Consider the following 17347-nt stretch of genomic DNA (forward strand, 5'->3'; position numbering starts at 1 on the left):
TTCTGTTTGAACTAAAATAAAAAAGGGAATGTAGGGTAGGGTATACATTTCCTTTTTTAGGCTTAACAATATAAATATGCAAAACAAGATTCTCTCGCTCATTCCTGAATACTTATCATTAGGAGTTGTTTATTACGATAAAGATGGATATCTGAAATATGCCAATAATGTAGCATTAAACATGTTCGGCACAACCATGGAACAGGTGCTTGATATCAATATCTTCGACGATCCGAACATCACCGCAGAAGATAAGGCTGAACTAAAAAAGGGGTTTAATGTGTCTTTCGAGACCGATTATGATTTTGATCTCTGTGGAGAGACCTTTTTTAATACGGGAATAAGAGGAGCCAGAAAGTACTTTGTAACCAAAGTAGTAATTATGCGAAGTGAAGCGGGAGAGGTGCAGGGTTATTTATTGACTTGCGAAGACGTCACGGAAAAGAAAGAGCAGGAAAAGAAAATAAAGTCCGTACAAAAGGAACTGGCATTAGCTTTGAATGCCGGAAAGTTAGCGTCATGGAACTACCGTCTGGAAGATAGTATGTTTTATAAGTTTGATTATTATATTGAAAATATAGAGAAACGTTCGCTTGAATTTATCCGTGAGAGGATTCATCCGGAAGAAAGGGAACGTTTTGAAACTCTCTTGAATGCTATTATTCGTAAAGAAGAGCTTCTTACTAACAGTATTGTTCTGCGAATTAAGGAGGATGGAGAAGAGGATTATCGCTACTGTAATTTCACTTACTGTCCGAAAGAGGATGAAGTAGGACGTGTTGTTGTGATTACCTTTATTCAACAGGATATCACTGAAGATATTATCTATCAGCAGAATCTGATTCTGGCAAAGAACAAGGCGGAAGAAGCGGATAAGCTCAAATCTACTTTTCTTGCTAATATGAGTCATGAAATCCGTACTCCTCTTAATGCGATAGTCGGGTTCTCGGAGCTTTTGTCTGATACGGACGATCCGTCGGAAAAATACGAGTATAAACAGTTGATAGAAACGAATAGTGATATTCTTTTGCGATTGATTGGCGATATCCTGGATTTGTCAAAGATAGAGGCAGGTTCTATTGATATCAAACGTCAGGAGCTGAATTTGCTGCAATTGTGCAATGAGTTATACCCTTCTTTCCAGCAGCGTATAAAGAATCCAGCTGTTACTTTGAAATTGATAAATCCTTATTCGAAGTGTATAGCGGAATTCGACAAATATCGTTTTATCCAGATATTTACCAACTTTGTGACGAATGCCATTAAATATACGCCTAGTGGTGAAATCGTGATGGGGTATGAATGCGAACCGGGAAAGGTCAGATTATATGTAAGAGATACAGGTATCGGCATCCCTGACAAGAAAAAGAATCGTATCTTTAGCAGATTTGAGAAATTGGATAATTTCGCGCAGGGCACTGGCTTGGGGCTTTCTATTTGTAAAGCGATTGCAGATGCTACGGGTGGTGAAGTGGGTTTCACATCTGAAGAGAATGTCGGTTCGGAATTTTGGTATATTGCTTATACAAAAGTGGAGTATACAGAGAAAACCGGACTGGAAGAGGTGGAAGTAGAGGAAGATATATCGGAACAAGACTTTAGTGTCTTCTCCGAAAGACTGGGACAGTTGAATATTCTTGTAGCGGAAGATATTGACAGTAACTTTCAGTTGGTAAAGAAAATATTAAAAGATAATGATCTGGATCGTGCTATTACCGGAGCCGAAGCATTGGAAAAGGCGCGTAACAATTCTTACGATCTTATTTTTATGGATATGAGAATGCCTGTTATGGATGGTTTGGAAGCCACTTTCCTGATACGGCAATTTGATGAGAATATTCCGATTATAGCTCTTACAGCTAATGCTTTCGATTCGGACAAAGAAGCGGCATTCGCAGTAGGATGCAATCATTTTATGACGAAACCTCTGAAAAAGAAAGAATTGATGAAATTACTTTCTGATTTTGTAGAAGAAAGGACTTTCTAGTCAATATATGGGGTAGGTAGAAAAAAAGACAGCCTGCAAGATGTGGGGAACTTGCAGGCTTTTTTTGTTTCTATTCCAATTCTTCAATAATCTTCTTTACATCTACCGGTTGCAGGCGTCCGTACACCTTTTCGCCGATCATCACTACCGGAGCCAGTCCGCAGGCACCTACACAACGCAGACAGTCTAATGAGAACTTTCCGTCCGGGGTGGTATCACCGACTTCGATACCCAATACACGTTTGAACTCTTCCAGTAGCTTTTCAGAACCACGTACATAACAAGCTGTACCCATGCAGACGGAGATGGGATGTTTTCCTTTGGGAGTCATAGTAAAGAAAGTATAGAAAGTGACGACACCATACACTTTCGACACGGGAATTCCGAGTTTGGAAGCGATAATCCGTTGTGTTTCCTCGGGTAGATACCCTTGCAGATGCTGTGCCTCGTGCAAAATATTGATAAGTTCGCCCGGGTTGTTTCCATGCTTGTCGCAGATCGTTTTGATTTGCTCTGCCATGTCACAGGCTAGTTTGATATCTGACATAATACTCTTCATTTAAAAGTTAATCAATCGCTTTGTTGAAATAATGCGTATGCAGGAGAGTTTCCGATTTCTCACCCAGCGGTTTGCCGAGATAATCCTCGTATAATGTCTTGATATACGGATTCTCGTGCGATTTGCGCAAAGGTTTGTTGGCGTCTTCGCGGTAAAGTGCGTTAGCGCGTGCATAGAGTATTTCCGAGTTGCCGTGATGCAAAGGTTGCCCGCCGCCACCGATACAGCCTCCGGGGCAAGCCATAATTTCGATTACATGATATTCGTTGTGCCCGTTCCGTATATCTTCCAGTAGATGACGAGCGTTGCCTAGTCCGTGTGCGATGCCTACTTTTAATTCAAATCCGTTTAGGTTAATAGTAGCACGACGAACACCGCTTAGTCCGCGTACTTGTTCGAAATTCACATTTTTCAGAGGTTCTCCGGTATAGATTTCATAGACAGAACGGAGAGCGGCTTCCATTACACCACCTGTTGTTCCGAAAATGACACCGGCACCTGTCGATTCACCCATCGGGTTGTCGAATGGGCTGTCCAATACGAGAGGGAACCCGATATTGGCACGTTTGATTAGTCGTGCCAGCTCACGGGTAGAAATAGAATAATCCACATCGGGGATACCGTTCACTTTGAATTCATCACGGGCACATTCGTACTTTTTAGCCAGACAAGGCATGATAGATACGACAACCAGCTTTTCTCTGGGTATGCCCATTTTCTCCGCCCAATAGGATTTGGCAATGGAACCGAACATTTGTTGTGGGGAGCGGGCGGTAGACGGAATGTCCAGCATGTCCGGGAAATGATGTTCGAAGAAGTTGACCCATGCCGGACAGCAGGAGGTCAGGATGGGTAACCGCACGGATTTATCTCCGTTGAGATAACGCGTCAGGCGGTTCAGAATTTCAGAACCCTCTTCCATAATGGTAAGGTCTGCTGCAAAATCAGTATCGAATACATAGTCGAATCCCAGTTCGCGAAGCGCGTACACCATTTTTCCGGTTACCAGAGTGCCGGGAGGAAATCCGAATTCTTCACCTAGGGCAGCCCGTACGGCAGGTGCGGTCTGCACAATCACTACTTTGTCCGGATTAGCCAGATCGTCGAGCAGACGGTTGGTGTAGTCACGTTCTGTTAATGCGCCTACGGGACAGACAGCCACACACTGACCGCAGTAAGTACATTCACTTTCCGTCATCATTCGGTCAAAGGCAGGAGCGATGGTTGTATTGAAGCCGCGACGGATGGCGCCCAATGCTCCGACCGTCTGTACATCATTGCAAACACTTTCACAACGGCGACAGAAAATACATTTATCCATATTACGGACGATAGAAGCGGTAATTTCCCGTTTGCGGGGAGACAGCTCACCACCATTGAAAGGCATTTCGCGAATGTTGAAACGCAGTGCTAACGTTTGGAGTTCGCAGTTGCCGCATTTAGGGCAAGTGAGGCAGTCATTGGGATGATCCGAAAGGATTAGTTCAGCCACCACTTTACGAGCGTTCATTACGCGCAGGGTACTGGTTTTTACTACCATGCCCTCCGTGCAACGGGTAGCGCAGGCAGGAGCCAGGTTGCGTCGTCCCATCACTTCAACCACACAAATACGGCAGGAAGCCGGATTATTTTTTATACAGGTTCCTTTCAGGTCGATATGACACAGCGTAGGTATATTGATACCGATTTTGATAGCGGCCTCAAGAATAGTGCTTCCCTCGGGCACAGTGATGAAATGACCGTCTATCTGGAGAGTAATTTGTTTTTCTTCCATAGTAAATAGATTTTAGCAGACAAGAATAGCATTGAATTTGCAGCGTGCCATGCACATGCCGCACTTGATACATTTATCAGGATTGATTACATGCGGTTTTCGCACTAAGCCGCCGATTGCATCAGCCGGACAGTTTTTGGCGCATAAATGACAACCGATGCAATGCTCCGGATTAATCGTATAAGTCAGCAGTGATTTACATTGCTTGGCGCGACAGGTTTTATCCCGCACATGCTCCACGTATTCATCATAGAAATTGTCCAGTGTTGATAGAACAGGATTCGGAGAAGTCTGCCCTAATCCGCAGAGGGCGGTATCCTTAATTACTTGCCCCAAAGTGGCAAGGGTATCCAAGTCTTTTTCCGTGCCTCTTCCTTCTGTTATCTTGTTCAGTAGCTCCAATAGACGTTTGTTGCCGATACGGCAAGGCGTACATTTTCCACAAGATTCTTCAACAGTGAAATCGAGGTAGAAACGGGCAACAGATACCATGCAATCATCCTCATCCATGACAATCATACCTCCCGATCCCATCATGGAGCCGGCAGCCAAGAGATTGTCGAAGTCAATAGGAGTATCCAGGTGCTTCTCTGTCAGACAGCCGCCCGAAGGTCCGCCTGTCTGCACAGCCTTGAACCTCTTTCCGCCTTTGATACCACCGCCGATTTCATAAATTACTTCACGGAGAGTGGTTCCCATCGGCACTTCAATCAGACCGACATTATTTATTTTTCCTGCAAGGGCGAATACTTTCGTTCCTTTGGAGCGCTCCGTTCCGATGGCTGCAAACCAGTCGGCACCTTGCGTCAGAATGATGGGGATATTGGCAAGTGTCTCTACATTGTTAACATTGGTAGGCTTGCCCAAATAACCGGATTCGGCGGGGAAAGGCGGTTTGAGGGTTGGTTCGCCTCGTTTTCCTTCCATAGAGTGAATCAGGGCGGTTTCTTCTCCGCAGACGAATGCACCTGCCCCATATCGTATTTCTATATCGAAACAAAAATCAGTCCCCAAGATATGATCTCCCAGCAACCCATATTGGCGTGCCTGATCGATAGCGATTTTCAGACGGTTGATAGCCAACGGATATTCGGCACGGATATACACCAATCCTTTGGAAGAACCGATAGAATAACCGCAGACGCACATCGCTTCTACAATCGAATGAGGGTCTCCTTCCATGATGGAACGGTCCATAAACGCACCCGGGTCTCCCTCATCGGCATTACAAACCACATATTTGACGTCTGATTTCTGTTTATGGGCAAACTCCCATTTCAATCCGGTAGGAAAACCGCCACCACCGCGTCCGCGCAAACCGGATTGTTTGATAATATCAATCACATCCATCGGTTGTTTGTTGAGCAGGCAATCGGCTAATGCAAAGTACCCTTCTCGGGCGATGTATTCTTCGATGTTTTCGGGATCAATAAAGCCACAGTTACGCAGGGCGATACGGAGTTGTTTCCGATAGAAATCCATGTGTTTGGAGTCACTGACAGTCTGTTCCGTTTTGGGATCTATGTATAGCAGCCTTTCTATTTTCCGGCCGCCGATGATATGTTCGTTGATGATGTCTTCCGCATCTTCGGGAGTGACCTGTGTATAAAATGTATTGTCGGGAATGATTTTCACAATAGGACCTTTTTCGCAGAAGCCGAAGCAGCCCACTGTGATGACTTCTACCTTGTCGGCAATGCCGTTCTTTTCGATGACTGTCCGGAGATGTTCCGTAATGCCTTGACTGGAAGAGGCTTTGCACCCTGTACCGCCGCAGATAAGAATCTGAAGATGCTGTGCGCCGGACGCTAGTCCGCAGCACTTTTCGGTTACTTTTTCATTACTCTCTTCACGTAATGAAAGTTTGTGTTCTGCTCTCTTCCTGATTGTAGCCAAATCATGGATAGATAAGATTTTCATAAGTATCAGAATTGTTAGTAGGTTTTTTGCAAATATAATTCTTTGTTTGGAATAACAGCACAGTCTCATACAAATAAAATTGATCTTCGACGGAGGATTTAGGTAAATAAATCTCTATCTTCGTATTTAATAGGTATCAAACCTAAAAAAGAAAATTGAAGTATGAGACGAATTTTACTGGGACTGTGTTTTCTATCCTTTCTGAACAGCGCATCCGGACAAGAGATTCCTTTGCCGGAAAAGATGCCGCAGGCGCATCCGCGGGTACTGACTACTCCGGCGGGAAAGCAGGAAACATGGAAGCTGATTAAAAAAGAAGAATGGGCGAAAGATGTTTTCAATAAATTGAAGGAACGGACGGAAGTATATACGAACCTGACGGATGCTCAACCGTCGTGGTTGCTGTCTCGTTTGGCAATGTACTGGAAGTCTCATGCCACGGAAGTATATGTGAAAGGTGAAACGTTCGACCATGCAGGTGGCGAAAAAGCTCCTTATCCTACTGTGCGCTACACAGGAACCCGTGGAACGGCTGCTACCCACGGCCGTCCCAAATTGGCGGATGTCGTTCCTTATGATGATGAGAACGGGAATGTCACTTTCTGCAATAATGCACTTCCCGACCGTCCTATGGAGAGTGTACACCCATCCAAAACCGGCCGGAATATTGAAAGCCTGAACTGCGAAATCCTGCGAATTGCGCGTGATGCCGCTTTCCTTTATTGGATGACGGATGAAGAGAAATTCGCCAAACTTGCCGCAGGGGTCTTTGATACATATATGACAGGCATTTATTATAGAAACGTGCCCATCGACCTGAATCACGGCCATCAGCAAACATTGGTAGGATTGACTTCTTTCGAAGTAATCCATGAAGATGCACTCCATATCGCTGTCCCTTTATATGATTTTCTATATAATTACCTAAAGGCCAATTACCCGGATAAAATGGAAATCTACGCCGGAGCTTTTAAGAAATGGGCGGATAATATCATTGCGAACGGTGTACCTCATAATAATTGGAATTTGCTACAGGCACGGTTTATTATGAATGTCGGATTGGTATTGGAAGACAATAAGGAATATGCCGACGGAAAAGGACGTGAATATTATATCGACTATGTGATGAACCGTTCCAGCATCCGCCAGTGGAGTTTGACGCGATTGGCAGATTATGGTTTCGATATAAATACGGGAATTTGGGCAGAGTGTCCCGGATATAGCAGTGTGGTAATCAATGATTATGCTAATTTCGTGAATCAGTTTGATACGAATCTACAATATGATTTGGTGAAAGCAATGCCTGTATTGTCGAAAGCGGTAGCAACCACTCCCCAATATCTGTTTCCCAACCGTATGATTTGTGGCTTTGGAGATACGCATCCGGGATATTTGAGTACGAATTTCTTTATCCGTATGATACAGAATGCACAGGCGAACGGGAAGAAAGAACAGGAAAACTATTTCACGGCTTTACTGAAATGCCTGAACCCGGATTTGGGAAATGATAAAACAGAAAAGAAGAATGTGCGTGTATCTGTCAATTCTTTCTTTGAAGATAAACCGCTGACGCTAAATCCCAAAGTGCAGCCGGGAAAGATAGAAGATTATGTTTCTCCTTTGTTTTATGCTCCCAATGTGTCATGGCTGGTACAGCGCAACGGTATGCATCCGCGCAACAGTTTGATGATTTCGTTGAATGGCAGTGAAGGGAACCACATGCATGCTAACGGCATTTCGATGGAACTTTATGGGAAAGGATATGTACTGGGCCCGGATGCAGGTATCGGTCTTTTCCTGTACAGCGGACTGGATTATGCGGAATATTATTCTCAATTCCCCAGTCATAATACAGTTTGTGTGGATGGAATATCGAGCTATCCGGTGATGAAGAGTAATCATTCTTTTGATTTGCTTTCCTGTTTCCCGGCATCAGTAGAACCGGGCAAAGCATTTACATCCATTACTTACAGTAACCTTTATTTCCGTGAACCGGAAAGCAGGGCGGATCAGACCCGTATGATGAGTATTGTCACTACCGGGGCGGAGACGGGGTATTATGTCGATGTATTTCGCAGCCGAAAAGAGAAAGGAGGCGATAAGATGCACGATTACTTCTACCACAACCTTGGGCAGACTTTGACATTGACGGCAACAGATGGTAGCGACCTGAATCTCCAGCCTACGGAAGAACTCGCCTTTGCAGGCGCACATCTTTACGCTTATTCCTATTTATATGATAAGAAAGTGGCTGCGACCAATAAGGATGTCAAGGCAACTTTCACCATAGATATGAAAGATAAGGATGGCGATGATATATACATGAATCTTTGGATGAAAGGCGAACCGGATCGTGAAGTCTTTACGGCCTTGGCGCCAATGACCGAAGGGCTAAGCCGTACACCGAATATGCCCTATAATATAAAGGAGCAGCCGACGCTGACATTTGTTGCCCGTCAGCATGGAGAAGCATGGAATCGTCCTTTTGTTTCGATATATGAACCGAGTACAAAAAAGGAACCGTCTGCTATTCAGTCCGTCTCTTACTTTGATGCAGAAGGAGCAGGTTTAGAAGACTTTGCCGGAATCTGTGTGAAAAGTAAAAACGGACGTATAGATCATATCTTCTCTCTATCCGATGCCGCACAAACCGCTACTTATCAAGGAATGAAAGTGAAAGCGGATTATGCTGTTATCAGCAATGAATATGCAGGAAACCGGACGTTGTTTTTAGGGAATGGAACCCAATTGGTTGCACCCAGGATAATGATTCAGACCGACAATGCCGCTAATGTATTGCTTGAAAAGAAAGAAGGGAAATGGTATATTATTTCTTCTGCTCCCTGTACGGTTGTTATCGGCGATAAGAAGATAAAACCCGATGCTGCGTCGGAACCTATGTTGTTGCGTATCTGATGTTTCATTTGTAATAAAGAAAAATAGTATATCTTATCCGTAGTATGGTATATGATGGCCTAAGATGGAAATTGTTGCAATAAAAAACAAAAAAAGCGTGTTTAAACGTTTTTAATACTATATTTTTTCTAATTTTGTGGCTTTCTGTCCAAGTAGTATATAAAATGGACAGTAAGCCCTTTTTTTGTGGGTAAATATTTAGTGGGAAATATTTAGTGGGAAATAAATTATGGTATATGTGATGAGAAATGGTCGCAGGGTAATAGCTGCGTTATCATTTCTGTTATTATGTTGTGGTGTACATGTGCACGCACAACGGGTGGCTGTAAAGACAAATGCATTGGGTTGGCTGACCGCCAGTCCGAATGTAGAAGCAGAATTTGTATTGGGTAGTCATGTCTCCTTAAACATGGGGATTGCTGCGAACCCAATCAGTACAGACAACTTTAAAACGACTTTCACGCATTTTCAGCCTGAAGTTCGTTACTGGCTAAATCGTCCGATGGTGAGTCATTTTCTTGGAATCACCGCTTTCGTGAATAATTTTGATATGATGGTAAAAGATGTGCATCACAAAGGCGATGCATACGCCGCCGGTTTGACCTATGGATACGCATGGGTGCTGGGCGATCATTGGAACATCGAAGCAACTGCCGGAGTGGGGGTGTTGCGCTACCGTCAGTTTAAGTATGATAAGGGTACTCCGAAACCGGGTGCGGTCAACGATAGTAAGACTACCATTGCACCTGTCAAACTGGGGGTATCCTTTGTTTATATTATTCGATAACGAACATTAGCTAGTCAGAAAAGAGAATGAAAATCAATTTGAAACGTGATAGATTAACAGGTATACTTCTCGTGGCGATGATGTTCGTCGGTATGAATGTATCCGCCCAACGGATCCGCGTGCAGGGGCATATCACAAACCCGCAGGGAAAAAGTGTTCCGAATGTAAATGTGTTGAATCCGGTCAATGACGAACGTATAGAAATGTCCGACGAGGATGGTCGTTACAGTGTCTTGGTTGAGAAAAACGGCTCGTTGAAGTTTACATGTGTCGGTTATGAAGACAAAACAGTGAAGGTGGCAGGAAAGCAGATTCTGAATGTGGTATTGAAAGATGCCGTCATCGAACTGGACGAGGTAACGATTACCTCCAAAGTGAAGGATAAAGTGATTCCGGAACCTACGGACATCGAAATCAAAGGCAATTATTTCCATCTGAAAACCCGTGTCCCGGTGCCTAAGGAGATGTTTAACTCACATCGCCGCTTGGTATTGCAGCCTTCCATTTATGATGTGACACTGAAAAAGCGTCTGTTGATGCGTCCTGTTGTATTCGACGGAGATACTTATAATACAACGCAAAATCGAATGTACGATTATGATATGGATAAAGACCCTTTGCACGATTACATCCGTGTGAAAACGACTTCTTCACGCAAAGGGGATATTATTGCTTATCATGATTCTATCTATATAGAATATCTACAACATGACTATCGTGCAGATGTGCATCTGGCGATGGAGAATTACCGGAATATTATTTATCGCGACTCTTTCTCCATTGCACGCGGAACAGTCAACCCGCTTCGTTTCTTGGAGTATAAATTCTCCGCTTTCAGCCTGACAGATGAGAAATATCTTCCGAAACCCGTGATGCAGTTGCGGGATACGAAAGGTGAGGTAAACTTAACCTTCCTGGTAGGTAAAGCCGACCTGGATGATAAGAATCCACAGAATCAGGTGGAACTGAACCGGTTGAATCAGGAATTACGTGATATTGAGACGAACCCGGATGCCTCTTTGAAGAGTTTCCATATTACGGGGGTGGCTTCGCCGGACGGTTCTTACGAGACGAATCTTCGTCTGGCAAAATTGCGTACGGATAAAGCCCTGGAACGTATTCTGGCGCAACTGGACCCGGAAACACGTAAACTGTTGGAAGTGAAATCGGATGCATCGGTTGCCTCCTGGAAGGAGGTAGCTGAATTGCTGAAAAAAAACTCCAAGCCGGAACTGGCTAAAGAAGTAGAGGACTTAATCAAACAATATGCAGCTACTCCTTACCGGTTGAATGGGGTCTTGAAATCGAAACCTTTCTACAAGGAACTTGCGGCTACTTATCTGCCTAAATTGAGAAAGGTGCAATATACCTATGGTTATTCAATTTTCCGTTCCTTGACAGACGACGAGATTAGAGAACTTTACAGAAAGAATCCGAAGGAACTGACCCGTTTCGAATATTACCGTATGATTACGACAGCAAAAACTCCCGACGAAAGGGAAAAGTATTGCAGGGAAGCTCTTGAACTTTATGATAACTTTACGTATGCAGCCAATGAACTGGCAGTGGCAACGATACAGAAAGATACTCCGGATTCACGTATTCTCGAACCGTTTGTCAGTAAATCGGCACCGGCGGAGTTATTGTCCAATCAGGCTATTGCCTTGCTGCACGAAGGGAAATATACAAAAGCAGATTCAGTCTTGACCTTGGTTCCCGAAGAAGCGGTTTCTGAAGATTTGCAGGCCATCGTTCAGGCATTGGCCGGTTATTATAATGATGCTTTCGAAAAGGTGGCGGCTACCAGCCCTTTCAATGAGGTGGTGATGCTGCTCGCAATGAAGAAGAATCAGGAAGCATGGGATAAGATTTCTACCATAGATGTAGAGACCGCCCGCGAATATTATATAAAAGCGATTGCCGCCAACCGCCTGGAGAAAATAGGTGATGCGATTATGAGCATTGAGAAGGCCCTTGAACTTGATCCTTCCTTATTGGAAGTAGCGAAGGTGGACGGTGATATTATTGACTTGCTGCCGGAAGAGCAGAAAATTAAATAATGATATATACAACAAGAGTAAACGATGAATATCTTCAGAATCAACAATAAATATGTAGCAGTGGCAATCTTCCTGATGCTTGCTGTTACCTTACAGGCACAGGATTATGGTGCATTGCAATATATGTTACAGAAACGGCCTGCAAATGAAAAGTTCGAGAGCAATAAATTCAATGAACATCTCTTTTTCTCTGCCGGAATAGGGCCATACAGCTTGTTAACAAGTGGAGATAGTCAGGATGGAATGGGAATGACCGCCCATCTCTTTATGGGAAAGTGGATTACTCCGGTTCATGGACTTCGGATAGGGGTGAATTTAGGTTATCTGCCGTCGAGTATCTACGATTCTAAAATAAAAATGGGTGGTGGCAGCCTGGACTATCTGTTGAATATGTCCTCCCTGGCATACGGACACAATGCAAACCGTTGTTTTGAGTTAGTAGGGATTGCAGGTATAGAAGCCGGTTATTCTAAGGTGGGCGACAATAGCGATCGTTCCGAAAAGTATCCGGATTTGAAAGGCGGCGGTCAGCTTTATTACGGCGCTCATCTCGGTTTACAGGGAAATGTACGTCTTTCTTCTACATTGGATTTGTTTGTAGAGCCACGGATCGGATGGTATAATGACGGTTTTGCGTATACGGAAAGTTGGAGAAACTATAAAATGGCTGGCTCGGTTCTGGTAGGTCTGACCTATATGCCTGCTGCTCCGATGGGAACTAAGATTCATTTCGATGATTTCGATAAAAGTTCCTTCCTGAATCATATGTTTATCTCTTTATCCGGTGGTATCAGTACACTGAAAGTTCCGGGAATCAAGAATACGATTAAAGGATTAGGCCCCCAGTTCTCTGCCGGAATCGGTAAATGGTTCAGTCCTTCTTCCGGTCTGCGTTTGTCCGGGACAGTTGGACTTTCGGACACCCCTTCGGGCAGTGCAAGCGGTTACTTTAAACATGTCGATCTGCATGCGGACTATCTGTTGAATATCAATAATGTTCTTTGGGGATATGATGAAGACAGAATATTTAGTCTGATCGGTATTGCCGGAGTTAACCTGGCAGGTACGAAAGGAGTGGATAAAACCGCCAAGTATGCTCCGGGAATAGGAGTTGGTGTGCAAGGAAGCTTCCGTATCAACCGTTCTGTGGATTTATTTATAGAACCTCGCCTCAATGTGTATAATAAGAGATATGCAGGAGGTCGCGGAGTAGGTGGCAATACAGATCAGCTCGGAGAGTTGAATTTTGGTTTGACTTATCATACGATTGACCGTGCGGCACGTCTGAAGAACAGATTCTCAAGCAATCACATCGCAGACAATCTGTTTATGACTTCGGGAATCGGTGTGCAAATGTTCCTGAATAAGACGAATCTTGAAAACCTTGGTTCTTTAGGTCCGCAGGCTTCTGTTTCTATCGGTAAGTGGTTGAGCCCTTATTCCGGTTTGCGCCTGGTGGGTACAGGTGGATTTTTTACGAATTATGTAGTTCCAGGAAGTGTTAAAGCGGGCAAACTTAGACATGCCAGCGTTAGTGGCGGTCTTGATTACTTGTGGAACATAACGTCTACCATGAGTGGATACAATCCCGATCGTATCTTTGATTTAATAGGTTCGGTAGGTGTCAACCTTGCTTATACTTCCAAATCAGACCATAAATTCCAACCGGGTGTTAATGCAGGCATACAGGGATTATGGCATGTGAATGATTTTCTCGGTTTATACATTGAACCGCAGATTCGCTTGTATGGAGATAAATTCATTGAAGGTAATCTGGGCTTTATGCAGAAAGACGTAATGGTAGGAGTCAATGCAGGTTTCCACTATCGCTTTGTTCCTTATTCAAAAGCAGTCAATCGCAGCGTGTTTGGTCAGGATGACAAGCGTTACTTCATCTCCGGTGCACTTGGATTGGGTAGCTTGCTCGTAGCCAACAAAGATTTGGTGAAGAATGCAGGTGTAGAAGCAAAAGGAAGTATTGGTAAATGGTACACTCCGTTATCTGCATGGCGGGTAAATGGAACAATTATGTACAAGGCCAAAACATCGTCGAAGATGAATCTCCATTATGCCGGTTTGGGTATGGATTATATGATGAGTCTGGCCACATTGGCAAAAGGATACAGCCCCGATCATGTGATAGATGTTGTTCCTTTTGTGGGAGTTACGGCCGGACTGGTACGCCGTTACGGTAAGTTCCAGGCAGTGCCGGGACTGGATGCCGGTGTGCAGGTAAAGCTGAAAGTGGCTTCTTCTTTGTATCTGTATGCCGAACCTAAAGTCGGTATCCGTACTGATACATACGATGGCTCCGAACAGGGAAGACCTGACCGCGTAGCTTCCATGGTAGGTGGATTATTGTACAGATTCAAGATGCCTACTTTCCAGTAAGAAGAAAAATAAGAAATCGAATAAAAAGGGTTGCGCAATACCGGATCAGTGATTGTGCAACCCTTTTTGTATTCCATTTCCAAGAAATTACGGTTACATAAACGTTACATTAATATTACTTCCATTTCTACCTGATAATGAATAAAATGAATCTTTAGAATTCATTTTCTCCCTTGCCATTCTCCTCTACTTTTGCTCCAGAAATAAAACGAAAACGTATGAAAACGATTACTGAAGCAATATCGAAACTAAGTTCAAACAGAAGACTAGCCGATTTCCTCTTTATTCTATGGGCAGGTGGAGCAGCCCTTCTTTCTTACTCACTGGTTTATGCATTGCGCAAACCTTTCACAGCTGCTGCTTTTGACGGAATAGAAGCATTCGGTTTTGATTATAAAGTATTGGTTACTATCATTCAGATAGCAGGTTATCTGATAGCCAAGTTTATAGGTATCAAGTTGATTTCCGAATTGAAGAGAGAGAATCGCCTGAAGTTTATACTCGTTTCCATTGCCGTAGCGGAATTGTCATTGGTTGCGTTCGGAGCACTTCCCACTCCTTATAATATGTTTGCCATGTTCTTCAATGGATTGTCATTGGGCTGTATGTGGGGAGTTATTTTCAGTTTTATCGAAGGTCGCCGCACTACGGATATTTTGGCCAGTCTTTTAGGAATCAGTATTGTTATCAGTTCGGGAACGGCAAAATCCATCGGATTGTTCGTTATGAATACATTGAACGTCAGCGAATTTTGGATGCCGGCACTTATCGGTGCTTTTGCACTTCCTTTATTGGCTCTTTTGGGATATAGCTTAACCCGTTTGCCACAACCTACGGCACAGGATATAGAACAGAAAAGTAGTCGTGTGACTCTGAATGGCAAGCAACGGAAAGAACTGTTCATCGACTTCATGCCATTTCTTGTATTATTGTTTGTAGCTAACCTAATGTTGGTAGTGCTTAGAGATATTAAGGAAGATTTCCTGGTGAAGATTATTGATATGAACGGACAATCCTCATGGATGTTTGCGCAGGTAGACACAGTCGTTACATTAATAATCCTGGCGTTATTCGGAGCGATGGTCTTTGTGAAAAGTAACATAAAAGTTTTGGTTACCCTGCTGGGATTGGTCGTACTTGGGACAACCACCATGAGTTTTATATCTTTCAATTATGATTCTCTGCAATTGGATGCAATCACCTGGCTGTTTGTCCAAAGTCTCTGTCTGTATATTGCCTACCTCTGTTTTCAAAGTATTTTTTTCGACCGCTTCATCGCCTGTTTCAAGATAAAGGGAAATGTCGGTTTCTTTATTGTGACCATTGATTTTATCGGATATACAGGAACTGTACTTGTCTTGATGTTCAAGGAATTTGCCCATGCAGACATAAATTGGTTGGAATTTTATAATATATTATCCGGCTACGTAGGACTGATCTGTACGGTTGCTTTTACCTGTTCCATGATTTACCTGATACAGCGCTATAAAAAAGAGAAACAACTGAAGAAAGCGAAAGAAGCAGAAATGAGCAACGGGATAAAATTTACGGGAGAAGGTATGGAGCCAACTACTTTTTCACAAATTTGATAAAAGGTGGACGATGAAAATAATAGGACTATATTTGAAATTCTCCTTCCTTCTATCTCTAATACTAACGACTTCCCGGATAACGGCACAGAATCTTCCCGATGGCATACAATATAAAATCACCGGGCGTCTATTAATGGATGGAGGAGTGTATCTGAAGAATCCGAATAACTTTGGCAACGGCACGGAATTTAATGACCTTCGCATCGGTGTAAAAGCTACCTATCAGAACTGGGGAATGAAACTGGAAATGGGATATGCCGGAAACAAAACAGCCATCAAAGATGCTTTTGCCACCTATTCTTATAAGAATAGTTCCATTCAGATAGGACAATTCTACGAGCCATTCAGTCTCGATATGCTTTGCAGTACATTTGATCTTCGCTTCAACCAATCTCCGGGAGCAGTGCTGGCATTGACAAATAGTCGACGTATGGGAGTAGCCTATTCCTATCGTACCAAACATTACTATCTGTGTGGCGGATTCTTTACCGATAATGATTTGAGCAACCTGAAAAACGCATCGCAAGGATATGCCATTGACGGACGTTTGGTATACCGTCCACTTTATGAGAAAGCGAAACTGATACATATAGGATTGGCAGCTATCCATCGTACACCGGACGGCACGCTTCCTGAAGATAAGAACAGGGATACGTTTACTTATAAATCTCCGGGCGTGAGCACGATTGATAATCGTACATTAATGCAAGCAGATGTAGATCATGCAGTATCCCAATTTAAAATAGGAACCGAACTGCTGATTTACTATCATAAATTCTTTCTTCAGAGTGAATACATCCGCGCCCATGTAAAACGGGAAAAGGGGTTTGAGAACTATACGGCACAAGGAGCTTATCTGCAATGTTCCTGGCTATTGTTGGGACAGAATTATCTGTATGACGAAGAAGTAGCCTGTCCCGGAAGACCGGAAGGAAAGGCACTCGAACTATGTGCCCGTTTCAATTATCTCTCTCTGAATGATACCGGAATAAAAGGTGGAACACAGAAAGACCTCTCCCTCGGATTGAATTACTATATCAATAAACACATCGCTGTTAAATTGAATTATAGCTACTTCATCCCCGGTTCGCATATCAAAGAGATTGAAAGTGCAAACTTTAGCGTAGTACAGGGACGCTTTCAATTCATATTCTAATACTTGGCAGTTCCGTTTGAATAAAGCTATAATAAAGAATAGGAAGGTGTATTTTATACTAGTTTTACTAAATGTTTCAAGGATATGTCGGGAGCACTACCGACTCAATATGCAGAACCGTATATAACAAGTAAAAAATAAGAAGACAGAAAAAACTGGAATGTTCTAGGTAAATCTCCTTTATTGTTCGTAATAGACAATAAAG

The 17347-nt window shown here is 43.4% G+C and carries 10 protein-coding genes; 7 read left to right on the plus strand and 3 right to left on the minus strand.

Annotation, left to right across the window (positions count from 1 at the left end; genetic code table 11):
- Positions 1-76 precede the first annotated feature (76 nt).
- Positions 77-1987 (plus strand): response regulator, encoded by a 1911-nt coding sequence (locus tag DXB58_RS20305; protein ID WP_122138083.1) that lies wholly within the window; start codon positions 77-79, stop codon positions 1985-1987.
- A 70-nt stretch (positions 1988-2057) separates the two neighbouring features.
- Here DXB58_RS20305 and nuoE read toward each other — a convergent pair whose 3' ends face one another.
- The 3 genes from nuoE to DXB58_RS20320 are packed head-to-tail and all read right to left on the minus strand — an operon-like array spanning position 2058 to position 6240.
- The gene (nuoE, locus tag DXB58_RS20310; protein WP_117935149.1) at positions 2058-2534 is read right to left on the minus strand and encodes an NADH-quinone oxidoreductase subunit NuoE; all 477 of its coding nucleotides are present in this window, start codon (positions 2532-2534) and stop codon (positions 2058-2060) included.
- 19 nt (positions 2535-2553) lie between these two features.
- Positions 2554-4320 (minus strand): NADH-dependent [FeFe] hydrogenase, group A6, encoded by a 1767-nt coding sequence (locus tag DXB58_RS20315; RefSeq protein ID WP_117935148.1) that lies wholly within the window; start codon positions 4318-4320, stop codon positions 2554-2556.
- A gap of 12 nt (positions 4321-4332) precedes the next feature.
- The gene (locus DXB58_RS20320; RefSeq protein ID WP_122138084.1) at positions 4333-6240 is read right to left on the minus strand and encodes an NADH-quinone oxidoreductase subunit NuoF; all 1908 of its coding nucleotides are present in this window, start codon (positions 6238-6240) and stop codon (positions 4333-4335) included.
- A 162-nt stretch (positions 6241-6402) separates the two neighbouring features.
- On the opposite strand from DXB58_RS20320, the gene DXB58_RS20325 reads away from it, so the two are divergent.
- From DXB58_RS20325 to DXB58_RS20350, 6 genes are all read left to right on the plus strand, one after another.
- Positions 6403-9156 (plus strand): heparinase II/III family protein, encoded by a 2754-nt coding sequence (locus DXB58_RS20325; protein ID WP_122138085.1) that lies wholly within the window; start codon positions 6403-6405, stop codon positions 9154-9156.
- A 241-nt stretch (positions 9157-9397) separates the two neighbouring features.
- Complete coding sequence (locus DXB58_RS20330; RefSeq protein ID WP_004305849.1) at positions 9398-9943, plus strand: DUF3575 domain-containing protein; 546 nt, start codon at positions 9398-9400, stop codon at positions 9941-9943.
- A 26-nt stretch (positions 9944-9969) separates the two neighbouring features.
- Positions 9970-12003 carry a tetratricopeptide repeat protein gene (locus tag DXB58_RS20335; protein ID WP_122138086.1) on the plus strand — a complete coding sequence of 678 codons (2034 nt, stop codon included), beginning with the start codon at positions 9970-9972 and terminating at the stop codon, positions 12001-12003.
- Between the two features lie 24 nt (positions 12004-12027).
- Positions 12028-14394 (plus strand): hypothetical protein, encoded by a 2367-nt coding sequence (locus DXB58_RS20340; protein ID WP_122138087.1) that lies wholly within the window; start codon positions 12028-12030, stop codon positions 14392-14394.
- Positions 14395-14612: 218 nt separating this feature from the next.
- Positions 14613-15983 carry a DUF5690 family protein gene (locus DXB58_RS20345; RefSeq protein ID WP_122138088.1) on the plus strand — a complete coding sequence of 457 codons (1371 nt, stop codon included), beginning with the start codon at positions 14613-14615 and terminating at the stop codon, positions 15981-15983.
- Between the two features lie 13 nt (positions 15984-15996).
- Positions 15997-17142 (plus strand): OprO/OprP family phosphate-selective porin, encoded by a 1146-nt coding sequence (locus DXB58_RS20350; protein ID WP_122138089.1) that lies wholly within the window; start codon positions 15997-15999, stop codon positions 17140-17142.
- The last annotated feature ends 205 nt before the right edge of the window (positions 17143-17347 follow it).

It is taken from the genome of Bacteroides sp. OM05-10AA (assembly GCF_003439055.1).
Classification (GTDB): Bacteria; Bacteroidota; Bacteroidia; order Bacteroidales; family Bacteroidaceae; genus Bacteroides; species Bacteroides intestinigallinarum.

Excerpts from the sequence above, each read along its gene's own strand:
- DXB58_RS20345 (WP_122138088.1), top strand. The coding sequence starts at position 14,613 with ATGAAAACGATTACTGAAGCAATATCGAAACTAAGTTCAAACAGAAGA.
- DXB58_RS20340 (WP_122138087.1), top strand. The coding sequence starts at position 12,028 with ATGAATATCTTCAGAATCAACAATAAATATGTAGCAGTGGCAATCTTC.
- DXB58_RS20350 (WP_122138089.1), top strand. The coding sequence starts at position 15,997 with ATGAAAATAATAGGACTATATTTGAAATTCTCCTTCCTTCTATCTCTA.
- DXB58_RS20305 (WP_122138083.1), top strand. The coding sequence starts at position 77 with ATGCAAAACAAGATTCTCTCGCTCATTCCTGAATACTTATCATTAGGA.
- nuoE (WP_117935149.1), bottom strand. The coding sequence starts at position 2,534 with ATGTCAGATATCAAACTAGCCTGTGACATGGCAGAGCAAATCAAAACG.
- DXB58_RS20325 (WP_122138085.1), top strand. The coding sequence starts at position 6,403 with ATGAGACGAATTTTACTGGGACTGTGTTTTCTATCCTTTCTGAACAGC.
- DXB58_RS20330 (WP_004305849.1), top strand. The coding sequence starts at position 9,398 with ATGAGAAATGGTCGCAGGGTAATAGCTGCGTTATCATTTCTGTTATTA.
- DXB58_RS20315 (WP_117935148.1), bottom strand. The coding sequence starts at position 4,320 with ATGGAAGAAAAACAAATTACTCTCCAGATAGACGGTCATTTCATCACT.
- DXB58_RS20320 (WP_122138084.1), bottom strand. The coding sequence starts at position 6,240 with ATGAAAATCTTATCTATCCATGATTTGGCTACAATCAGGAAGAGAGCA.
- DXB58_RS20335 (WP_122138086.1), top strand. The coding sequence starts at position 9,970 with ATGAAAATCAATTTGAAACGTGATAGATTAACAGGTATACTTCTCGTG.